General features: G+C 70.0%; 14 protein-coding genes and 1 pseudogene. 13 read left to right on the forward strand and 2 right to left on the reverse strand.

Translation table 11 applies throughout. The features are described from left to right. The first annotated feature begins 7 nt into the window (after positions 1–7). From A5655_RS23120 to A5655_RS23155, 8 genes are read left to right on the forward strand one after another with little or no spacing between them, the layout of a single operon-like run. The gene (locus A5655_RS23120) at positions 8–1,429 is read left to right on the forward strand and encodes a hypothetical protein (RefSeq protein ID WP_067014146.1); all 1,422 of its coding nucleotides are present in this window, start codon (positions 8–10) and stop codon (positions 1,427–1,429) included. Next, positions 1,410–2,651, forward strand: a complete 1,242-nt coding sequence (locus A5655_RS23125; RefSeq protein ID WP_067014148.1) for a class I SAM-dependent methyltransferase — start codon at positions 1,410–1,412, stop codon at positions 2,649–2,651. Before A5655_RS23120 ends, A5655_RS23125 begins: the two co-directional genes overlap by 20 nt. After that, positions 2,648–3,745 carry a class I SAM-dependent methyltransferase gene (locus tag A5655_RS23130; protein WP_067014150.1) on the forward strand — a complete coding sequence of 366 codons (1,098 nt, stop codon included), beginning with the start codon at positions 2,648–2,650 and terminating at the stop codon, positions 3,743–3,745. The genes A5655_RS23125 and A5655_RS23130 overlap by 4 nt, the downstream gene beginning before the upstream one ends. Next, on the forward strand, positions 3,742–4,857 hold the full coding sequence (locus A5655_RS23135; RefSeq protein ID WP_156765006.1) for a glycosyltransferase family 4 protein: 1,116 nt from the start codon (positions 3,742–3,744) through the stop codon (positions 4,855–4,857). Before A5655_RS23130 ends, A5655_RS23135 begins: the two co-directional genes overlap by 4 nt. Before the next feature lie 3 nt (positions 4,858–4,860). Then, complete coding sequence (locus A5655_RS23140; protein WP_067014152.1) at positions 4,861–6,420, forward strand: polysaccharide biosynthesis tyrosine autokinase; 1,560 nt, start codon at positions 4,861–4,863, stop codon at positions 6,418–6,420. Next, the gene (locus tag A5655_RS23145) at positions 6,417–7,895 is read left to right on the forward strand and encodes an O-antigen ligase (protein ID WP_067014154.1); all 1,479 of its coding nucleotides are present in this window, start codon (positions 6,417–6,419) and stop codon (positions 7,893–7,895) included. Before A5655_RS23140 ends, A5655_RS23145 begins: the two co-directional genes overlap by 4 nt. Then, positions 7,892–8,983, forward strand: a complete 1,092-nt coding sequence (locus A5655_RS23150) for a glycosyltransferase family 4 protein (RefSeq protein WP_067014156.1) — start codon at positions 7,892–7,894, stop codon at positions 8,981–8,983. The genes A5655_RS23145 and A5655_RS23150 overlap by 4 nt, the downstream gene beginning before the upstream one ends. A gap of 8 nt (positions 8,984–8,991) precedes the next feature. Then, positions 8,992–9,663, forward strand: a complete 672-nt coding sequence (locus tag A5655_RS23155) for a class I SAM-dependent methyltransferase (RefSeq protein WP_067014158.1) — start codon at positions 8,992–8,994, stop codon at positions 9,661–9,663. On the opposite strand, the gene A5655_RS23160 is transcribed toward A5655_RS23155, so the two are convergent. Together A5655_RS23160 and A5655_RS23165 are read right to left on the reverse strand one after the other, a co-directional pair. Continuing rightward, complete coding sequence (locus A5655_RS23160; protein WP_067014160.1) at positions 9,657–11,333, reverse strand: hypothetical protein; 1,677 nt, start codon at positions 11,331–11,333, stop codon at positions 9,657–9,659. The genes A5655_RS23155 and A5655_RS23160 overlap by 7 nt on opposite strands. A gap of 5 nt (positions 11,334–11,338) precedes the next feature. Beyond that, on the reverse strand, positions 11,339–13,204 hold the full coding sequence (locus tag A5655_RS23165; RefSeq protein WP_067014162.1) for a bifunctional diguanylate cyclase/phosphodiesterase: 1,866 nt from the start codon (positions 13,202–13,204) through the stop codon (positions 11,339–11,341). Positions 13,205–13,453: 249 nt separating this feature from the next. On the opposite strand from A5655_RS23165, the gene A5655_RS23170 reads away from it, so the two are divergent. The 5 genes and pseudogenes from A5655_RS23170 to A5655_RS23190 form a co-directional block, all read left to right on the forward strand. After that, complete coding sequence (locus A5655_RS23170) at positions 13,454–14,248, forward strand: FkbM family methyltransferase (protein ID WP_067014164.1); 795 nt, start codon at positions 13,454–13,456, stop codon at positions 14,246–14,248. An 88-nt stretch (positions 14,249–14,336) separates the two neighbouring features. Beyond that, a complete protein-coding gene (locus A5655_RS23175) occupies positions 14,337–15,524 on the forward strand; it encodes an NAD(P)/FAD-dependent oxidoreductase (RefSeq protein ID WP_067014166.1) in 1,188 nt (395 codons plus the stop codon). Beyond that, on the forward strand, positions 15,521–16,423 hold the full coding sequence (locus A5655_RS23180; protein ID WP_067014168.1) for an RNA polymerase sigma-70 factor: 903 nt from the start codon (positions 15,521–15,523) through the stop codon (positions 16,421–16,423). Before A5655_RS23175 ends, A5655_RS23180 begins: the two co-directional genes overlap by 4 nt. A gap of 16 nt (positions 16,424–16,439) precedes the next feature. Then, positions 16,440–17,693 carry an aminodeoxychorismate synthase component I gene (locus A5655_RS23185; RefSeq protein WP_067014170.1) on the forward strand — a complete coding sequence of 418 codons (1,254 nt, stop codon included), beginning with the start codon at positions 16,440–16,442 and terminating at the stop codon, positions 17,691–17,693. A 708-nt stretch (positions 17,694–18,401) separates the two neighbouring features. Continuing rightward, positions 18,402–19,010, forward strand: a pseudogene (locus A5655_RS23190) (SAM-dependent methyltransferase); the annotation flags it as partial. Between the last annotated feature and the right edge of the window lie 124 nt (positions 19,011–19,134).

Genomic DNA, 19,134 nt, shown 5'->3' on the forward strand with positions numbered 1-19,134 from the left:
ACTGAACTTGAAATCGCCCCTCCGGACCAAGCGCCGCGAGCGGACGGTCGTCACCGGGCCGACGCGGGTGTACGAAACCGTGATCCTGGGCGGCGGCCCGGCCGGGACCGGGGCGCTGGTCTGGGCCGCGCGGCACGGTCGGCTGGGTGCGTGGCTGGACGGCGGCGTCGCGCTGGTTGAGCAGGCCGAGGAGTTGGGCGGGACGCTCGGCCGGTACCCGCTGAATGCCGACTCTCGGGGCACCTCGTTCCTGGAGTGCCTGGACGGTCCGGACTGCGAGCCGCTGCTGGCCGACGTGCGGGCCGATCCCGTAGCGGGAGAACTGGAAAACTTCCGAGCCGGGCGGCCCACGCTGGAACTCGTCGATCGCTTTGAGCGACGCCTCGGTGCCGCCATCCTGGCCGAGTTTGACCGGCATCCGAACAGCCACGCCTTCACCCGCACTCGCGCCGAGGCGATCCGGCTGCAGGAGGACGGCTCGGTCGCCGTCTCCGCGGCCACGGGCGACGGGCAGCGCGCGGTCATCCGTGCCGCCAGTGCGGTAGTGGCGCTCGGCGGGCGGCCCAACGCGTCATGGTCTGAGATCGAGGTGGCACCCGGAATCGACCTTGCCCACTGGCGCGAGAAGATCGTGTCCAGCCACCGGCTCCTGAGCCATGGTGGCCCAGAAGAGGTCGCGCGACGGCTGGCCCGCATACCGGGCAACCCGCGAGTGGTCGTCCTCGGTGGCGCGCACAGCGCCTTTTCGGCGGCGTGGATGCTGTTGGAACGGATTCCGGGGGTGAGCTTCGGCCCCCGGGACGTGCAGATTTTGCATCGGAGCGAACCCCGGCCCACGTACGTGTCGCGCGCCGCGGCCCATATCGACTTCTACGAGTTCTCCGAATCGGACGTATGCCAGGCCACCGGTCGCGTGCATCGGCTCGGTGGGTTACAGGGTGACGGGCGTGAAGTGTGGCGTCGCATGCATCGCAAGCCCGGTGCCGAGCCGGACGACCGCGCGGTGGCCATGCCGATCGGCGGCCTGTCGCGTGCGGTCCTGATTGACCTGCTGACCGAGTGCGATCTGATCGTTCCCGCTCTGGGCTATCGCCTTGCCGCGCCGCCCATTTACGACGCGCGCGGCGCCCGGGTGCCGCTGGCCCGCACCGGCCCGTCAGTCGCGCCGAGCGCGCGGCTGCTCGCCGAGGACGGCATGACGATCCCGGGCGTGTTCGGGGTCGGGCTGGGCAGTGGGTTCCTGCCCTGGGGCGCGATGGCGGGAGAGGAATCCTTCAAGGGGCAGCAGAACAGCCTCTGGCTGTACCAAAACGGCCTTGGCAAGCTGATTTACGACAGCACGCGGCGGCGCGCACAGCAGCTCGCCTTGGACATTCAAACACCCAGCAACACAGAGGAGTGCGAGTCATATGCTTTGCCGGTTGTGTGACTCGGACCGCCTGCTCAGCGTCGTGGATCTGGGCGCCACTCCGCCGTGCGAGAAATTCCTCACCGCCGAGGAGCTCGACCTCGCGGAGCCGACCTTTCCGCTGCACCTGCGGTTGTGCGAGGACTGCCTGCTGTTGCAGATCCCGGCGCTGATCACGCCCGAGGACACCTTCACCGAATATGCTTACTTCGCTTCGTATTCGGACAGCTGGGTGCAGCACGCCAAGCTCTTCGTCGACGAAGCCGTCCAGCGGCTCGGGCTCGGCCCGCAATCGCGGGTGGTCGAGGTCGCCAGCAACGACGGCTACCTGCTGCAGCACGTCGTCGCGGCGGGAGTGCCGTGCCTGGGCATCGAGCCGTCCGAGAACGTCGGGGCCGTGGCCCGCGCGCGCAACATCCCCACGCTGACGGCGTTTCTCGACGAGAAGGTAGCCGCCAAGGTCCGCGAAGAGCATGGGCCGGCGGACCTCGTGGTCGCCAACAACGTCTACGCCCACATCCCCGATCTGCGCGGCTTCACCCGCTCGCTGCGCAGGCTGATGGACGACGACGGCTGGCTGAGCATCGAGGTGCACCACGCGCTGAACCTGGTGCGGCTGGGGCAGTTCGACACGATTTACCACGAGCACTTCCAGTACTACACGCTGTTTTCGGCGATCTGCGCGCTGGCCACCTCCGGGCTCGCCGTCGTCGACGTCGAGCTGCTGCCCACCCACGGCGGATCGATGCGGATCTGGGCCCGCTCGGCGGAGATCGCCTCGCGGCCGACCGAACGGGTGGAGAAGGTGATGCGCGCCGAGGAAGCGGCGGGGCTGCATCGTGCCGACGGCTACCTGCAACTGCGTCCGCGCGCGGAGGCGATCCGGCACGACCTGCTGCGCTTCTTGCTGCAGTGCCGCGCCGACGGCAAGCGCGTCGTCGGCTACGGGGCCCCGGGCAAGGGCAACACGCTGCTCAACTATTGCGGGATCCGGCCCGACCTGCTCGAATACACCGTCGATCGCAACCCGTACAAGCACGGGCGCTTCACCCCCGGGACCCGGATCCCGATCTACGAGCCGGAGCGCATCGCCGATGACCGCCCGGACGTCGTGCTGGTGTTGCCGTGGAACCTCGAAGCCGAACTGACCGACCAACTCCGGTACGTCGCGGAGTGGGGCGGGCAGCTTGTCTTTCCGCTTCCGACCCTGCACACCGCTCAACTTGATAGCGTGCGGCGATGAGGACCTGCCGCGGGTGCGACGGCACCGATCTGCAACGGGTCCTCGACCTGGGGAACGTGCCCGCGGGCGACGACTTCCCCCCGGCCGCCGAGCCCGTGCGGCCCGAGGAATCGTCGCATCCGCTCGCGATGGATCTGTGCGGCCGCTGCGGCCTGGCCCAGCTCGCCCACGACGACACCGCGGCCGCCGAGCCGCGCGGCATCGAGCCGCAGGCCCTGCGCGACCAGGCGGCCGAGGCCGTCCGGCGCGTCGCCGACGCGGGCTGGCTGCGCGGCGCCACCGTACGCGAATTCGGCAGCCCGCACGGCGGAACGTGGCTGCCGCTGCTGGCGGAGCGCGGTTTCACCGAGGCCGAACGCGCCGACGTCGTGCTCGACTCCTTCGGCATCATGCACGAGCCGGACCAACGGCTGGCGTTCCAACTCCGCGCGGAGGCCACCGCGCCGGGCGGAGTGTTGCTGCTGCAGTTCCACTCGCTGTTGACGATCGTGACCAACGGGCAATGGAATGCGTTGCGCCACGGGCACTTCGGCTACTATTCGCTGACCGCGTTGTCCAACCTGCTCGCCGAGGCCGGCATGACCGTCGCCTCGGCGTGGGAGTTCGACCTCTACGGCGGCACGGTGTTGGTCGCGGCGGTGCACGGCGCCGTCGAACCCGACGGACGCGCCCGGGAAATCCTGCGGCGCGAGCACAACATCGGCATCACCGAGGCGGCCATCGTGCGCAGTCTGCAGTGCGCCGCCGAGCGTCACGCCGCGCAGCTGCGCGACTGGCTGGTCGCGGAGGCGTGCGAGCGACACGCGGTGTACGGGTACGGCGCCGGATCGCGCGTCGTTTCGCTGTTCAGCATCGCGGGCGTCGATCGCCGGCTGCTGCGGGCCGTGGCCGACGCGTCGCCGGCGAAGCAGGGACGCCGCATTCCGGGCACCGACGTCGGGATCATCTCACCCGAAGAGCTCATCGCGGCCGGGCCCGATCGCGTCATGCTGACCCTGCCGGACCTGTACGACGAGGTCCGGCGGGCCTACCCGCAACTGGACGGGCGCTGGTCGATCGACCCCGGCGCCGACGGGAGCCAGGCGCTGCTATGAATCACATTCGGGTGCTTTGGCTTTCGCCGTGGATGCGGCCGCTGGCGCGCATCCAGGCCGAGGCGCTGCAGCGGCGGGGGGCCGACGTGTTGCTGGTGACCTCCGACCAGCACCCCGAGTCGGACGCCGCGCGCGATTACGAGCTGGTGCTCGATCCGCGGTTTCGTGCGGCCGGGACGTGGCCGTCGAGCCTTGCGGCCCTGCGCCGCATTCGTGGCTACAAGCCGCAGGTGGCGATCACCGAGCTGGTCCGCGATCCACGCTGGATGGCGTTGGCAGGCGGCGTGCCCCGGGTGCAGCTGGTCCACGACGACAGCCCCCATGACGCCGGCGAACAGCGGCCTGCCTACGAGCGCGCGGTATTCGACCGCTGGGGGGCCCGATCGGCGGCGACAATCACCTACAGCGACTACGTCGCGGAGGCCATCAGCACCCGGCGAGACGTGGCCCGGACACCCGTGCACACATTGCCTCTCACGAGCGACCTCGACGTGGATCTGGTGCCGCCGCCGGTGCGCGCCGAGGCGCGCCGCGATTTCGTGATGGTGGGCCGCCTCAACCCCTACAAGAACATCGACGTGGTGCTGCAGGCCTGGCAGCGGCACACCACCGGCGACGGATGGCGCGGCGACGACCTGGTGCTCATCGGCGACGCGCCGATCGGCCTGCGAAGCGCCGCGCTGCCGCCACACACGCGGTGGTGGTCCGGGAAGTACCGTTATCGCGACGTCGTCGAGACACTCTCCGCCGCAAAGGGTTCGGTCGCCCATTACCGACACGCCTCGCAAAGCGGGGTGCAGGTGCTGTCCATGCAACTGGGCGTGATGCCGATCGTCTCCAGCATCGGCGGGCTGCCGGAGTACCAGCCGCCGGGCGGCCCAACCGTGGACGTCGACGATGTCGCCGGGCTGGCCGCCGCGTTCGACAAGCTGGCGGACCCGGCCACGGCGGCGCGCCTCGGTGCCGAGGCGGCGCACCACTACGCGGAGCGCTTCAGCGTGGACCGGGTCGCCGACCGCATGCTGGACATCATCACTGGGGTCTTGGTCACGCATCCGCCGCATGGCGCGCGTGAGCTCGAGAGCGCCGGAAGGCGCCGGGAAAGGTTTTAACCCATGGATTTTCGCACCTTCGTTCGCACGCTGACGACCCACTGGAAGCTGTTCCTCGGTGCGCTGCTGGCGTGTCTGGCGGGCGCCGCGGCGATTACGGTGCTCCAGACGAAGCTTTATCAGTCGTCCGCCACCATCCTCATCTCGTTTACGGGTGAAACCGACCTCTCCCAGGTGTATTCCGGAACGCAGGCCGCCCAGGAACGCCTGTCGTCCTACGCGGCGGTGGCCGGCGGGCATGCCGCGGCGCAGCGCGCAGTCACCCAGTTCCGCCTGCCGATCAGCCCGGACGTTCTCGCCAGCGAGACCCACGTCGAATACACCCCGAAGTCGACGATGTTCACCATCTCGGTCAGGGATACCGATCCGAATCGGGCTGCGACGCTGGCGAAAGCGATGGCTGACACCTTCGCGGGGACGGTCGCCACCCTTGGCGCGAATCCGAAGGACCCGGTGGCACTCGTGAACAGCTCACCGCCTCAAGCGCCGCCCCCTCCGGCACCCGCGCCGCAGGCACCCGCGCCGCAGGCTCCCCCGGCGCCGGACACCGATGGCCAGCCCGCGACGCAACCCACCGAGGCCACCCCGTCCGCGGACCCGCCGGTCGCGCCGCCCCAGCCGGCGCAACCCCTGGCGGTACCGCCCCAGCCGGCACCGAACATGCCGATCGCCCGGGCCACCATCATCGAGCAGCCGGGGGTGCCGGACAGCCCGATCCAACCGGTGCCGATGCGCAACATGGCAATGGGACTTATCGCGGGGCTGCTGCTGGGAACCGGGGTGGCCCTGACCCGCGAGGCCGCCGACCGCACCGTGCGCGACCGTGCCAAGCTGGAACGGCTTTCCGACTTGCCGACGTTGGCCGAGCTCCCCGGAAAGCGCGGCACCGCACCGCGATTCGGCACGGACATCTCATTCGACGACGCGGTCCGCGGTTTGCGCGCGCGCCTGCTGCGCGCGTTGGCACCGGGAGCGCGCCAGGTATTGCTGACGGCGCCGTTCGGCGGCGAGGGAACCACGACGACGGCGCTGAACCTGGCCAGGGCATTCGCCGAGTCCGGCGAAGAGGCCTTGCTCGTCGAGGGCGATACCCGCCGACCCGTGATCGCCGGCTTGCTGAAGGTTGATTCGGGGGAGGGGTTGGCCAACGCGTTGGCCGACCCCGACATTGCGACGGAAACCGTTAAGCCGACCGCGATTCCGCGGCTGTTCATTCTGGCGGCGCGAGCGGTCCGCCGGGATACGCTGCCGTGCAGCGCTTACCTGCCCGAGGTGCTCGACAAGGTGCTGCAAGACGTGTCGGCCACCTTTGACCGCACCGTGATCGACGGTCCACCGGTGCTCGCAGCGGCCGACTCCGGCCTGCTGGGCGCCGCCGCCCAAGCCACCGTATTGGTGGTACGAGCGGGCCGCACCACCGAAGACGAACTCAGCGACGCATTGATCGCGCTACGCGCAGCGGGTGCCGACATCGTCGGTACGGTGCTGACCGATGCCCGGATACCGCGCCACGCCAGGGCCGCGGCACGAAACTACCGGGCAAAAGTGGGCTCACGGAAGTGATCCTCTATCTGCAGAATCGGCACCGCCTGGCGATGTCTGGCGCCATCCTCGCGGCATTCCTGTTCGGCTGCTTTGCGTTTGGCGTGATGTCGGCGCGCAACACCACCCAGGGGATCCTCCTGATCGGCCTGTCGTTCTGCCTGGTGGTGTATTGGACGAAGCCGGCGATGATGGTCGGGGTAGCGCTGTTCTTGGGGTTCGCCGCGCTGCCGGAAGGATTGCACATCGGCAAGGTGGTCGGCCCCGCGACGATCTACCTCTGCCATGTGGCACTGATAATCGCCATCTGCTTCCTGCTCCCGGTCGTCCGACTGCGCTTGTCCGAGTACCTGTTGCCGGGGATGTTCGTGCTGACGGTGGCCTACTTCGCCGCGGTCGGATTCGCGATGGGACATCCCCCCGCGATTATCGTGCGGGAGGCCACCTTTCTGCTCGAGATGGTCGGCGGGTTCATGCTTGCCCTGGTGATCGTGTACAGCGGCCACGTCAAGCTGTCGATCCACGCGATGGTCCTCACCCTGTGGTTTTCGGCGGGCATGGCCGTCGCAAGTTCCTCGGGCGGGCTGCGGCTGGCCGGCCGGCTGGAAAGCCTGCAGTCGGATACGGGCGACGCCGCCAGCCGCGTCATCACCGCTACCCTGACCCCGGCGATCGCCGTGCTGGCTGCACTGGTGGCCACCCAGATCGTCGGCCGGGTAAAGCCCTTTTGGTACCTCGCGTTGGGTCTGCCGGCGTTGATCGTCTCGGTGCTGGCGTTCTCCCGCAACACCCTGATCGCGGTGGGCGTGGCCGCCGCCGTGGCATTTCTCGCCAGCTTGGGCTGGGCATCCCTGCGGCGGGCGGCCAGGCTGGCCATTGCCGGCGCAGGGATTTTGGCGGTGGCGCTGCCGGGCGCGCTGTTTCTACTGCAGCACTCCACGGCCGGCGACTGGTTGAACGACCAGATCAACGGATTCAGCCACCGCGTGCTGGGTGGCGTATCGAGCAGCGCGCTCGCCGTGGACTCCTCGACCCTCGACAGGTTGGCCGAAGATGCCAACCTCAACCGCGTGATCGCCCAGGCTCCGATGTTCGGACATGGGCTGGGCTATGCCTATCAAGAACCGTTCGGCAGGGACCCCGACGCATTCACCAACACACTGGGCACCACCTATTCGCACAACTTCTACCTGTGGTGGCTGGCCAAATCCGGCGCGGTGGGCATGGCGGCGTTTGCCGTGTTCGCCCTCACCCCGCTGGTGCAGGCGCTGCGCAGCGCTTCGGCGTCCGCGAAGGCCAGTGCGGCGGTTTCTGTCGGCCTGCTGATGATGTCGATCGTCGATCCGCTGCCCGAGGACCCGGCCAACGCCATGACGCTGGGCATGGCGCTCGGCGCGGCGCTGGCATTCGCCCGCCTGCGGAAGCGTTCCGGCACCTCCGACGACGCCGGCACCGAACCCGCCACCGAGCCCATGCCGGTCGGAGCCCTGCGGTGAGCGCGGTGCGCGTGCTCGTGGTGGGACCGGCCCCGTCCGCCGCGAACAGCCGCGGCGGCATGGCGACGGTGGCCGCGTTGATGGCGGCGCATCCGGACCGATCAATCCGCGTCACCGTGGTGCCCACTTACGTGGACCGGTCGAGATTCATGAAGCTACTGGTCGGCGCCCGGGGAATGCTTTGGGCCAGTTGGTTGCTCATGCGCGGCCGCGCCGACGTGCTGCACGTGCACATGGCCCATGGCGGCAGCGTGGTTCGCAAGGCGGTGACGCTGTGGGCGGCGCGGCTGGCGGGCGTGCCGGCGGTGGTGCACTGCCACAGCTACGACTTCGGCGGCTGGTTCGATCGGCTGCCGTCGCCCGCGCGGGCCGCGGTGCGCCGCGCGCTCGTCGCCGACCACTGGGTGGTCCTGGGTGAGCGTCATGTCGACGAGTATGCGAGCCGACTAGGGCTGCCCGACAACCGAATCAGTGTGCTGCACAACGCCGTCCGGGTTCCGGAACTCCCCGTGAGCCAGTCCGGTGTCGAACGGGTGGACGCCGTGGCGCTGGGCCGGATGGGGACGCGCAAGGGCAGCTACGACATCGTCTCAGCCGTGGCAGCGCTCGACCCTACGGTGCGCGGCCGGCTGCGCGCCACGCTGGCCGGCGACGGTGAGGTCGACGAGGTGCGCGCCGCGGTGGCCGCCGCGGATGTCGGCGAAACGATTCACGTGGCCGGATGGCTGGACCCGCCGGCTCGCGACGAACTGCTTTCGAGCGCACACGTTTTCCTGCTGCCCAGCCGGGACGAGGGTCTGCCGATGGCGTTGTTGGAGGCCATGGCGTACGGGCTGGCGCCGGTAACCACGTCGGTCGGCAGCATCGGGGAAGCGGTGACCGACGGTATCACCGGCATCGCGGTGCAGCCCGGGTCGTCGGACCAGATAGCGCAGGCCCTGACAGCGCTCGTCACCGACGAGGACCTCCGCGGCCGGTTGAGCACCGCCGCACGCCGACGCGCTCTCGACTTCGGGCTAAGCCAGTGGCATCAGTCACTGGCCCTGCTGTGGAGCGACCTCGTGCGCCACGACCGCGTCAAGGTATGAGGGTAGGAATGTCTAACTGGCTGCGAGACACCGCAACAGATGTCAATTCAGGCCGATCGCTGTCTGGCCGCGCCCGCGCACGACGATGGCAGCACTTCAACAGCTGCTTTCCGTCGGTGTCGGAAATGAGGGTGCTGGATCTGGGTGGAACGCCGGAGTCGTGGCGACTCGCGCCCGTTCGCCCCAGGTCGGTCGTCACGGTCAACTTGGCGCCTGCGGAATCGGAGGACCCGAACATTGTCGCGGTCCAGGGCGACGCATGCGAACTTCCGAATTCGGTTGCCCGGGACCGCTTCGATCTGGTGTTCTCCAACTCGCTGCTCGAGCACGTGGGCGGCCACGTCCAACGCCAACGGCTTGCTGACAACATCCACTCGCTCGCCGACCGCCATTGGGTGCAGACGCCATACCGATATTTCCCGATCGAACCGCACTGGCTTTTCCCCGGCATCCAATGGTTGCCCTATGAGGCGCGCGTGCAGGTATCGATGCATTGGAACCGCGGCCACATCCGCACCCACAGTCGCGAGGCGGCGCAAGACCAGGTCGACGAAATCGAACTGATCGGCATTTCGCAGATGCGCCGCTATTTCCCGTCGTCCGTCGTTTGGTACGAGCGGTTTGCCGGATTGGTCAAGTCCCTGGTCGCCATCAGAAATGGCGACGCGACGGTTCACTGACCGTTCGGTGACGTGGTCGAGTCGCGCGGAATATCCAGCGTGGCAATGGGATACAGCCCCGATCCGTCGCGGCCGTCGCGGGCCAACGACATCGGCGCATAGTTCACCACGTGCGACGCGTTCGGCTTGTGCTGCTGCCAGTCAACGGACGCGCGCAGCGTGTAGTGGCCCGGCGCCAAGCCGTTCAGGTCGACGCGCACCGACTCCGTCGTCGTCGCCGGGACCGCCTCCTCGCGCGAGGTGCTGGTGTCGTCGCTGACCAGCGCCTTGAGGTTGACCGTCGCCGGCAGGCTGCGAACCACCGCCCCCGAGAAATCCACCAGCTTGTAGCCCGGCACCCACTGCTCCGTGGCCGCCGCGGAGCCATAGTTGGTCCAGGCCACGGATATGCTCGCCGTCTTGCCCTGTATCGACTGGGAGCCCGGCCGCGCCTCGACCGAATACCGGTAGCCCGCAGAGATATTCGCCTGGGCCCACAGCAAGAACAGCTTGGGGTCCATCGCCGACCTGGAGTCGCGGTCCGCGAAGTTGACGCTCGACGTCATCGACACGTGATACCTGACGACGTCGTGCAGGCCCTTCTCGTAGTAGGACCGCGGATCGGTCCCGTTCGGCAACTGGCACCACTCGGTGATCACCGGCGCCGAGGCCAGCCGCTGCTTCAGCGCGTTGACAACCGGATCGTTCGTCTTGACGTAGTACGACTCGTTGGACTCGGCCCAGGTCTGGATCGGTGCATAGACGCCGAGGCAGTCCCCGCGGATCCCCACCGGCGCGGACAGCTTCTTGGTGACGTCGTCGGCCAGCAGCTCGCGCACGATCTCGGGGTTCTGCGGGGTGACCACCAATTGCGTGTGGGGGAACGCGTTGACGTTCGCCGCCACCAACTGCTGGATCGACGCCTTGGTGATGCTTTGATCCCGGAACTGGCTGTAATACCCCAGCATTCCCACGCTTTCGTCGGGCGACGGGCCCGGCGCGCCCAACACGTCACGCAGATACGCGATGTGGTTCTCGCTGAAATCCCCGTACCCGGAGAACTCGAAGACGCTGAGCCGCTCGTCGCCGTCGTAGCGGCGGCCCAGCGCCGCCAGCAGCTGCCCGAACGCGTTGAGGTAGGTCGGGTCGTTCCAGCTGGGCACCACCTGCGTCACCCCGGGCGTGGGGCTGTTCGGCGGCGCGGAATAGTTGGTGGCCGCCGAGCGCATCCAGTCGGGAATCGCGAGGTTCGTGTTGTCGGGATACGAGTCGTTGCAACAGGAGTTGTAGGCGTACACCCGAAGCGTCAGCCGCATGTTGCGGTTCGCCAGCTTCGTCAGCGCGTCGTCGATCACGCTGAAGTCGAACTTGCGGTCGTCGGGGGCGTCGGGCGGCAGGGTGCGGGGGTCGACGGGCTGCAGCTGCCGCCACGAGATGCGCATGCTGGCGTCGTAGGACGCGGGCCACGCCGGGTATCTCTGCTGTGCGGGATTGCCTTGGGGGAAAAGCGGAATCAGCAAGTCCTCGTACTGGCCGCGCAGCGGATTGGCGATCTCCTGGACCGTCGGCGGGATGGCCGGGAAGACCATCGCCGACAGCGGCCCCGGATTGGGGTGACCGCCGCACCCGTTCAGTAGCAGCGCCGTGCACGAAATAACCGCGGCAGCGCCCTTTTTGAATGATCGAAACATCTGGGTTAGATCGCGCCTAACGACAGCGCCTCGCGGTCGGCGAGGAACGGCATCGGCATCCAGCGCGCGGACAGCAACGCTTCCATCGCGTTGCCCGGCACGGGCCGGGACAGCAGGAAGCCCTGCGCCCGGTGGCATCCGTGTTGCATCAAAGTCAGTGCGGCGGCGGGTGTTTCGACTCCCTCGGCGACCAGTTGCAGCCCGAACGCCTCGGCCAGGCCGATGATCGCCCGGACGATGGCCAGGTCGCCGGCGTTGGTGCCGAGGTCGCGGACGAACCCGGTGTCGATCTTGAGCATGTCGACCGGGAGTGACTTCAGGTGCGACAAAACCGCATAGCCGGTACCGAAGTCGTCGATGGCGATCTGGACCCCGACCTCCTTGAGCTCGTGCAGCGTCTTGCGGGTGGTTTCGATGTCGTGCACCACGGCCCGCTCGGTGATCTCCAGGCAAACCGATCCGCCGTCGATGCCGAATTCGTCGATGGTGTCGGCGACGCTGCGCACGAAACCCCGCGTGATCAGCTGGATGGGTGACACGTTGATGCGCAGGACCGCGCTCTGCCCAACGCCGTTGGCGCGCCACCGGCTGAATTCGGCGCAGGCGGCTCGCATTACCCAGCGGCCGAGCTCCCCGGCCAGGTTGGTCGACTCGGCCACCCCGATGAACGAGTCCGGCAGCAGCAGGCCCCAGATCGGGTGCCGCCAACGGACCAGTGCCTCCGCGGCCACGATGGCGCCGGTCCACAGGTCGACCTCGGGCAGATAGTGCAGCAGCAGCGCCTCGCTATCGATGTCGCCCTGCAGGTGCAGCTCGATGTCGTTGCGGAAGGCGCTCTTCAGCGACATGTCGTCGGTGGACAGCGCCACCTGATTGCCGCCCGCGCGCTTGGCGGTCAGCACGGCCTCGTCGGCCCGGCGCAGCAGGTCGGTGCTGTTGTCACGCCCCGGCATGCCCACCGCCAGCCCGATGCTGACGGTGCGGGTGATCATGTGTCCGCCGATGGCCAGCCGCTCGCGCAGCATCGACCCCAGCCGGCGGGCGAACGACTCCGCCGTCCCCGTCGACATCGCCTGGTCGGGGATGACGACGAACTCGTCGCCGCCCAGCCGGGCGATCATGCTCTGGTTGCCCGCGCAGACCCGGATGCGTTGCGCGAAAACCCGGATGAACCAGTCACCCGCGGTGTGGCCGAGGTAGTCGTTGATCGGCTTGAGCCGGTCCAGGTCGAGGTACAGGACCGCGACCGGCCCCGCGCTGCCCGGCGCGAGCCGTTCGGACAGGTGCGCGACCAGCGCCCGCCGGTTGTACAGGCCGGTCAGGTCGTCGTGCTCGGCGAGGTAGCGGAGCTTCTCCTCGGCGGCGATCCGCGCCTGCAGCTGGGCGAACAGCGCCGCGATGGCCTCGAGCGTGTTGATCTCTTCTTGCTTCCACTTGCGCGCGCCGTTCTTGACGAAGCCGAGCACGCCCGTGGTGGCCTCGCCCGAGACCAGCGGCGCGGCGGCCACCGATGGCGACGAGGGCTGCTTGGCCCCACCGAGGCGGCGGCGCAACCCGCCGTTGTTCTGCTCCGGCCGGATCACGACCGGCTTCCTGCCGTGCTCGCACTGGGCGAGCACCGGGTCGGCGCTGGTGAAGTGGACGACGGCCATCGGGTCGGGGTCGGGAACGTCGGTGCGCGGCGGCCATTCGGCCACCAGGACCGAGGCGCGGATGTCGTGGTCGTGGTGGCGCAGGAAGCACGCGTCGAGGTCGAACTGCTCGACGAGCTGCGCGAGCACCCGCTCGCTGACCTTGGTCGCGGTGGCTCCCGTCGCCTCCATCAGCTGGGTGGCCACGGAGGTGACGACGAGATCCAGGCTGCGCGGCAAGGACTCCTCCGATGGGCGTGTCCCAGCTGGGCTTGGCCCGTTCGGGGGCCCAATCAGGGGATGTTCGTCTTTCCAGTTTGCCTCGCCCGATGCACGCCGGTGCGCACTGGGGAGCCCCATACTTTCGCGGTGGCTGCATTCGGCCCGGGGCAGGTCACGAATAGATGCGAAGCGTATCATGTGCGACCCGGCTCAGCCCCGGTCAAGCGCTGCCCCCAAAGCCCCCAAGAGGACGGGAGACCACCGCAGATGCCTGTCGCACGCTCGGCGAAACGTTGGCTCGCGCCGGCGGCAAAGACGTTGGCGCCCCGCCTGTTCTGGCGCCGCAAGTACGGCATCCTGCAACGCCTGGGCGAGGCGCGCCCGGACGTGCGACTGGTCGCGTCGCTGTGCGATCCCAACCGCGTCTCGCTGGACATCGGCGCCGACGTCGGTGAGTTCACGATCGCGATGCTCGCGTCGTCGCGATCGGTGATCGCGTTCGAACCCCGGCCGGCGCAGGCGCGGGACCTAGCGTCGATGTTCGACGCGGTCGGCGCGCCTGTCCGGGTGGAAGCCGTGGCCCTGTCCGACAGACCCGGCGTGACGACCATGCGGGTGGTGGAATCCGACCCGGGCCGCAGCACGATCGACGGCGACAACGCCCTGGGCGACGCGGACGGCGGCGCGGTCCAAAGCATCGAGGTACCGGTCAAGCGGCTCGACGACCTGAGCCTGGGCGACGTAGGCCTGGTGAAGATCGACGTCGAGGGCCACGAACTGGCCGTGCTGCGCGGCGCGACCGACACGCTCGCGCGCAACCGGCCGGCGGTCCTGGTGGAGGCCGAGGAGCGCCACCATCCCAATGCCGTCGCCGCGATCACCGAGCTGCTGACGGGTCTCGGGTACGAGGGCTACTTCGACACCGGTGACGGCCGGCGGCCGGTCGAGGAGTTCGACGCGGCCCGGCACCAGAACCCGGCCAACATCGGGGGCCGCGAGGACGGCTGGGCCGCGCACGGCGTCTATGTCAACAACTTCGTCTTCGTCCCGAAGGGCGTGTGAAACAGCTCACAGCCCCGCCCCGGACTGTCACGGCCGGCCCGCCCGCGGTGTCTCAAGGGCACGAGACCCGTGAGAGTAGGAGACAGAAATGACCCAGCCGGCCGCCCCCAGAACCCACGTCGTCGTCGTCGGCGGCGGATACGCCGGAACGCTGGCCGCCAACCACCTGCGCCAGCGCGCCGACGTCGACATCACCCTGGTCAACCCGCGCCCGGTGTTCGTGGAGCGGATCCGGCTGCACCAGCTGGTCGCGGACACCAGCGCGGCCATCGCCGACTACGACACGCTGCTCGGCGAGCGCATCGGGCTGGTGATCGACGCCGTCGACCGCATCGAGGCCGCCGACCGGCGCGTGGTGCTGGCCTCGGGCGCCGAGCTGGACTACGACTACCTGATCTACGCCGTCGGCAGCACCGGCGCGATACCGCCAACCGTGCCGGGAGCGGCCGAGTTCGCCCACTCGGTCGCCGACCTGGAAAGCGCGCAGCGGCTGCGCTACGCGCTCGCCGACCTGCCGCTGGCTTCGCCCGTCACCGTGGTCGGCGGCGGGCTGACCGGCATAGAGACCGCGTCCGAGCTGGCCGAGCTGGGGCGCCCGGTGACCCTGGTCTGCGGCGGCATCCTCGGGCCCTCGCTGAGCGAGAAGGGCCGGCGGTCCGTCGCCAAGCAGCTGCGCCACCTGGGCGTCAACGTCCTCGAATCGGCCGCGGCGAGCCAGGTGCGCTGGGACGCGGTGGTGCTCACCGACGGGGCGGTGCTGCCCAGCGCGGCGACGGTGTGGACGGCGGGTTTCACCGTGCCGGACCTGGCCGCGCGCAGTGGGCTGAGCACCGACGCGCTGGGCCGCCTGCTCACCGACGAGACGCTGACCAGCGTCGACGACCAGCGCATCGTCGCCGCGGGTGACGCGGCCGCGCCGTCGGGCCAGCCGCTGCGGATGAGCTGCCAAGCCGCCGGCCCGCTCGGGGTCCAAGCGGCCAACACGGTGCTCAGCCGCATCGCGGGAGAGGCCCCGGCGCTGCTGGACCAGGCGTTCACGGGGCAGTGCATCAGCATGGGCCGCTCGCACGGCACCATCCAGCTCGCCCGCAAGGACGACACCCCGGTCCAGCTATACGTCGGCGGCCGGTTCGCCGCGTCGGTGAAGGAGACGGTCTGCAAGGGCACGCTGTGGGTCATTCGCCGCGAGGCCGCCAAGCCCGGCTCGTACTTCTGGTTCAAGGGCGGCAGGCGGCTCGTGCAGGCCCCGGCCGACGAGCAGGTCGCGCTGCCGTGACCCGTTCGTCCGAGCACGCCGACCGATTCACGCTGCTGCGACCGCTGCTGTTCACGATCGCCTACGAGATCCTCGGCTCGGCGACCGAGGCGGACGACGTGCTGCAGGACAGCTATCTGCGGTGGGCGAAAGTGGACCTGTCGGCCGTACGCGACACCAAGTCCTACCTGGCCCAGCTGGTCACCCGGCAGGCGCTGAACGCGCTGCGGGCCGACGCGCGCCGCCGCGAGGAGTACGTGGGGCCCTGGCTGCCCGAGCCGCTGCTGCTCGATGAGCAGGACCCGTCGGCCGATGTCGTTCTGGCGGAATCGGTTTCGATGGCGATGCTGGTGTTGCTGGAGACCCTGAGCCCCGACGAGCGGGCGGTGTTCGTGCTCCGGGAGGTGTTCGGCTTCGACTACGGCGAGATCGCCGAGGCGGTCGGCAAGCCGGCCCCGACCGTGCGTCAGGTCGCGCACCGCGCGCGCGAGCACGTGCGGGCGCGGCGGAAGCGCTTCGATGCGGCGGACCCGGAACGCAACGCCGAAATCACCGCCCAGTTCCTGGCCACGGCGGCCAGCGGCGACGTGGAGGCGCTAATGACGATGCTCGCCCCGGACGCCACCTGGACGGCCGACAGCGGCGGGGTCGTCAGCGCCGCCCGCAGGCCGGTGGTCGGCGCCGAGCGGGTGGCGCGGGCGATCGTCGGGCTGATCCGCAAGGCCTCCGCCATGGCCGGGGTGCGTGTGGACATGGTGACCTGCAACAGCGCCCCGGCGGTACTGCTCTACCTCGGCGAACAGCTCGAGGGCGTGATCACGCTGGAGATAGCCGGCGACAAGATCACCAACTTCTACGTGATGCGCAACCCGCAAAAGCTGGCGGCCATGGCCACCGCTCGCGACATCAGCCGCGGCTAGGCGGCAGACTAGGGCGGTGCGAACCGACCGGCTTGGCGACCTCGGCGCCGCGCCCCGGGTGCTGCGCGCGGTCGGTGACGCCACCGCCCGGTTGGGGTTGCCACCGCCGGCCGCGCTGACCGGCGAGTGGTTCGGTTCGCTGGCGGTGATCGCGCCCAGCGTGTCGGCGGGGCCGGTCGCGGTCGACGACGCCTTCGCGGTCCGGCTGGGCGCCCCGGCGCCCGGCTCGGAGGCAGTGGGCGGCGGGTGGGTCGGCTACCTCTCCTACCCCGATCCCGGCGCCGACGGGCGGGCAAACCGGATCCCGGAAGCCGCCGGCGGCTGGACCGACTGCGTCCTGCGCCGCGACCGCGACGGGGGCTGGTGGTACGAAAGCCTGTCCGGCGCGCCGATGCCGGGCTGGCTGGGCGCCGCGCTGGCGGCCCGGCCGGCACCGCCGCGCGACTGCCGGATCGACTGGGGCGGCGCCGACCGGGCCGTGCACCGCGGCGGCGTCCTGGCCTGCCTGGAGGCGATCCGCGCCGGTGAGGTCTATCAGGCCTGCGTATGCACGCAATTCACCGGGTCGGTCCGCGGGGCCCCGCTGGATTTCTTCGTCGACGGCGTGGCCCGCACCTCCCCCGCCCGGGCTGCCTACGTGGCGGGGCCGTGGGGGGCGGTGGCGTCGCTGTCCCCGGAGCTCTTCCTGCGGCGCCGCGGCGCGGTCGTGACGTCCAGCCCCATCAAGGGCACGCTGCCGCTGGATGCGTGGCCGTCGGCGCTGCGGGCTTCGGCCAAGGACGTCGCGGAAAACATCATGATCGTGGACCTGGTCCGCAATGACCTCGGCCGCGTGGCGACCGTCGGCACGGTCACCGTGCCCGAGCTGTTGGTGGTGCGGCGCGCGCCGGGCGTGTGGCACCTGGTGTCCACGGTGTCGGCGCGCGTTCCCGTCGAGCTGCCGACGTCGGCGTTGCTGGACGCCGCCTTTCCCCCGGCTTCGGTCACCGGAACACCGAAACACCGTGCGCGGCAACTCATTTCGCAATGGGAGCAGAGGCGTCGCGGCATCTACTGCGGGACAGTCGGTTTGGCCTCCCCGATCGCCGGGTGTGAGCTGAACGTCGCCATCCGCACCGTCGAGTTCGACGCGGGCGGCGGCGCCGTGCTGGGCGTCGGCGGCGGGATCACCGCCGACTCCGATCCCGACGCCGAATGGGAGGAGTGCCTGCACAAGGCCGCCCCGATCGTCGGCCTACCGTTGATCGCGGCGCCGGCGGCGGCCGGCTAGGAGGTCGGCGAGGTGAAAGATCGGCGCCCCGGCCGTGAATTTCGGCTAACCCCCCACGCCACGTGCGGCTTTTGCTTAAGCTTCATGGATTGACCCGCGCCGATCGCGAGTCGACTGCCGGAGGGGGCCGTCATGAGAATCGCTGTCCTGGGCGCCGTTGCGTCCGCCCTGATGGGCGGGACGCTGGCGGTCACGCCCCTGACCTCGGTCAGCACACCGCTGCCGGCCGCGGGACCATGCGGAAATGGGGGCCCCTGCCAAAAGGTGGCGTCGGTCCTGATGCCCGAGACTCCGCCGTCGGCGCCCGGCACGCAGGCCGCCCCCGCCGCAAACACCGGAGAGGCGCCCAAGCCGGCCGCGGAGGCGACCAATCCGGCGGTGCCCGGTGGGCCGACGTCACCCGGTGGGTCCGCGGCCCGCGCGGTGCCCGGGCTGGGCGGATCGGGAGGCGGCGCGCCGGCCGCGGCGTTCCCCGGCGGGCTCGACACCGGTCTGCCTGACGCCGCGGCTGCGGTCCTGCCCCAAATCCCCGGCGCCATAGACAATGCGGCGGCCATCCAAGCCGCACCCGCCGGGGCACAAACCGCCTGGTCGATCGTCCAGGGCGTGGTGGGCGTGGGAACCACCGTGGTCGGCGTCGGAACCAGCGTCGTGGCCACCGCGTCCACCGCCGCCATCGCGCTCTCCTACCTCAAGAGCAACGGCCTGCTGCCGGCCGGCTTCACCGTGGGCTTGCCGGCCATCCCGGGGCTCGCCGCCGCGGCGGCGGCCGTACCGGGTGCGGCGGCGGCCGTTCCGGGTGCTGCCGCCGCGATTCCGGCGGTGTTGGCGGCCGCGCCCGCCACCCTCCCGGCGCTGCCCGCGGTTCCCGCGGGGTTGCCGGCGCTCCCCGCCGCCCCGCGCAAGAAGTCGGCGCGCCGAACGTGGTTGGCCTCGCTGGCCGACGAGCGGCGCACCTGTGTGTTCTTCGAATCGCCGCGGCGGCTGGCGGCGTGCCTGCGCGACGCCGCGGACGAGCTCGGCGGCGCCCGCCGGGCGGTGGTCTGCCGGGAGCTGACGAAGGTGCACGAGGAAGTGGTGCGCGGGTCGCTCGAGGAGCTGGCGGCGTGGGCGAACGACGGGGTGCTGGGCGAGATCACCGTGGTGCTCGCGGGCGCGACGCCCCGCGCCGACCTGCCGTCGCTGGTGGCCGAGGTCCAGGAGCTGGTCGCCGGCGGGGTGCGGGTCAAGGACGCCTGCAGCGAGGTGGCCGCGGCGCATCCGGACGTGCGTACGCGCCAGCTCTACGACGCGGTCTTGCAGCTACGTGACGACTAGTTCAGGGTGTGCAGGCCTTCAGCGGACCGATCCCGGGTGTGCAGATCTGCGGGCGCGGCAGAGCCCAAGAGCCGCGGACGAGGCGCCGTAGCCGGCACCCCGGCAACCACGCACGCGGCCCCCC

Source organism: Mycobacterium sp. 1081908.1, assembly GCF_001673535.1.
Taxonomy (GTDB): Bacteria; Actinomycetota; Actinomycetes; order Mycobacteriales; family Mycobacteriaceae; genus Mycobacterium.

Bases quoted from the DNA above. Each gene is read 5' to 3' on its own strand.
- A5655_RS23125 (WP_067014148.1), top strand. From the start codon at position 1,410: ATGCTTTGCCGGTTGTGTGACTCGGACCGCCTGCTCAGCGTCGTGGAT.
- A5655_RS23130 (WP_067014150.1), top strand. From the start codon at position 2,648: ATGAGGACCTGCCGCGGGTGCGACGGCACCGATCTGCAACGGGTCCTC.
- A5655_RS23135 (WP_156765006.1), top strand. From the start codon at position 3,742: ATGAATCACATTCGGGTGCTTTGGCTTTCGCCGTGGATGCGGCCGCTG.
- A5655_RS23140 (WP_067014152.1), top strand. From the start codon at position 4,861: ATGGATTTTCGCACCTTCGTTCGCACGCTGACGACCCACTGGAAGCTG.
- A5655_RS23155 (WP_067014158.1), top strand. From the start codon at position 8,992: ATGTCTAACTGGCTGCGAGACACCGCAACAGATGTCAATTCAGGCCGA.
- A5655_RS23160 (WP_067014160.1), bottom strand. From the start codon at position 11,333: ATGTTTCGATCATTCAAAAAGGGCGCTGCCGCGGTTATTTCGTGCACG.
- A5655_RS23170 (WP_067014164.1), top strand. From the start codon at position 13,454: ATGCCTGTCGCACGCTCGGCGAAACGTTGGCTCGCGCCGGCGGCAAAG.
- A5655_RS23175 (WP_067014166.1), top strand. From the start codon at position 14,337: ATGACCCAGCCGGCCGCCCCCAGAACCCACGTCGTCGTCGTCGGCGGC.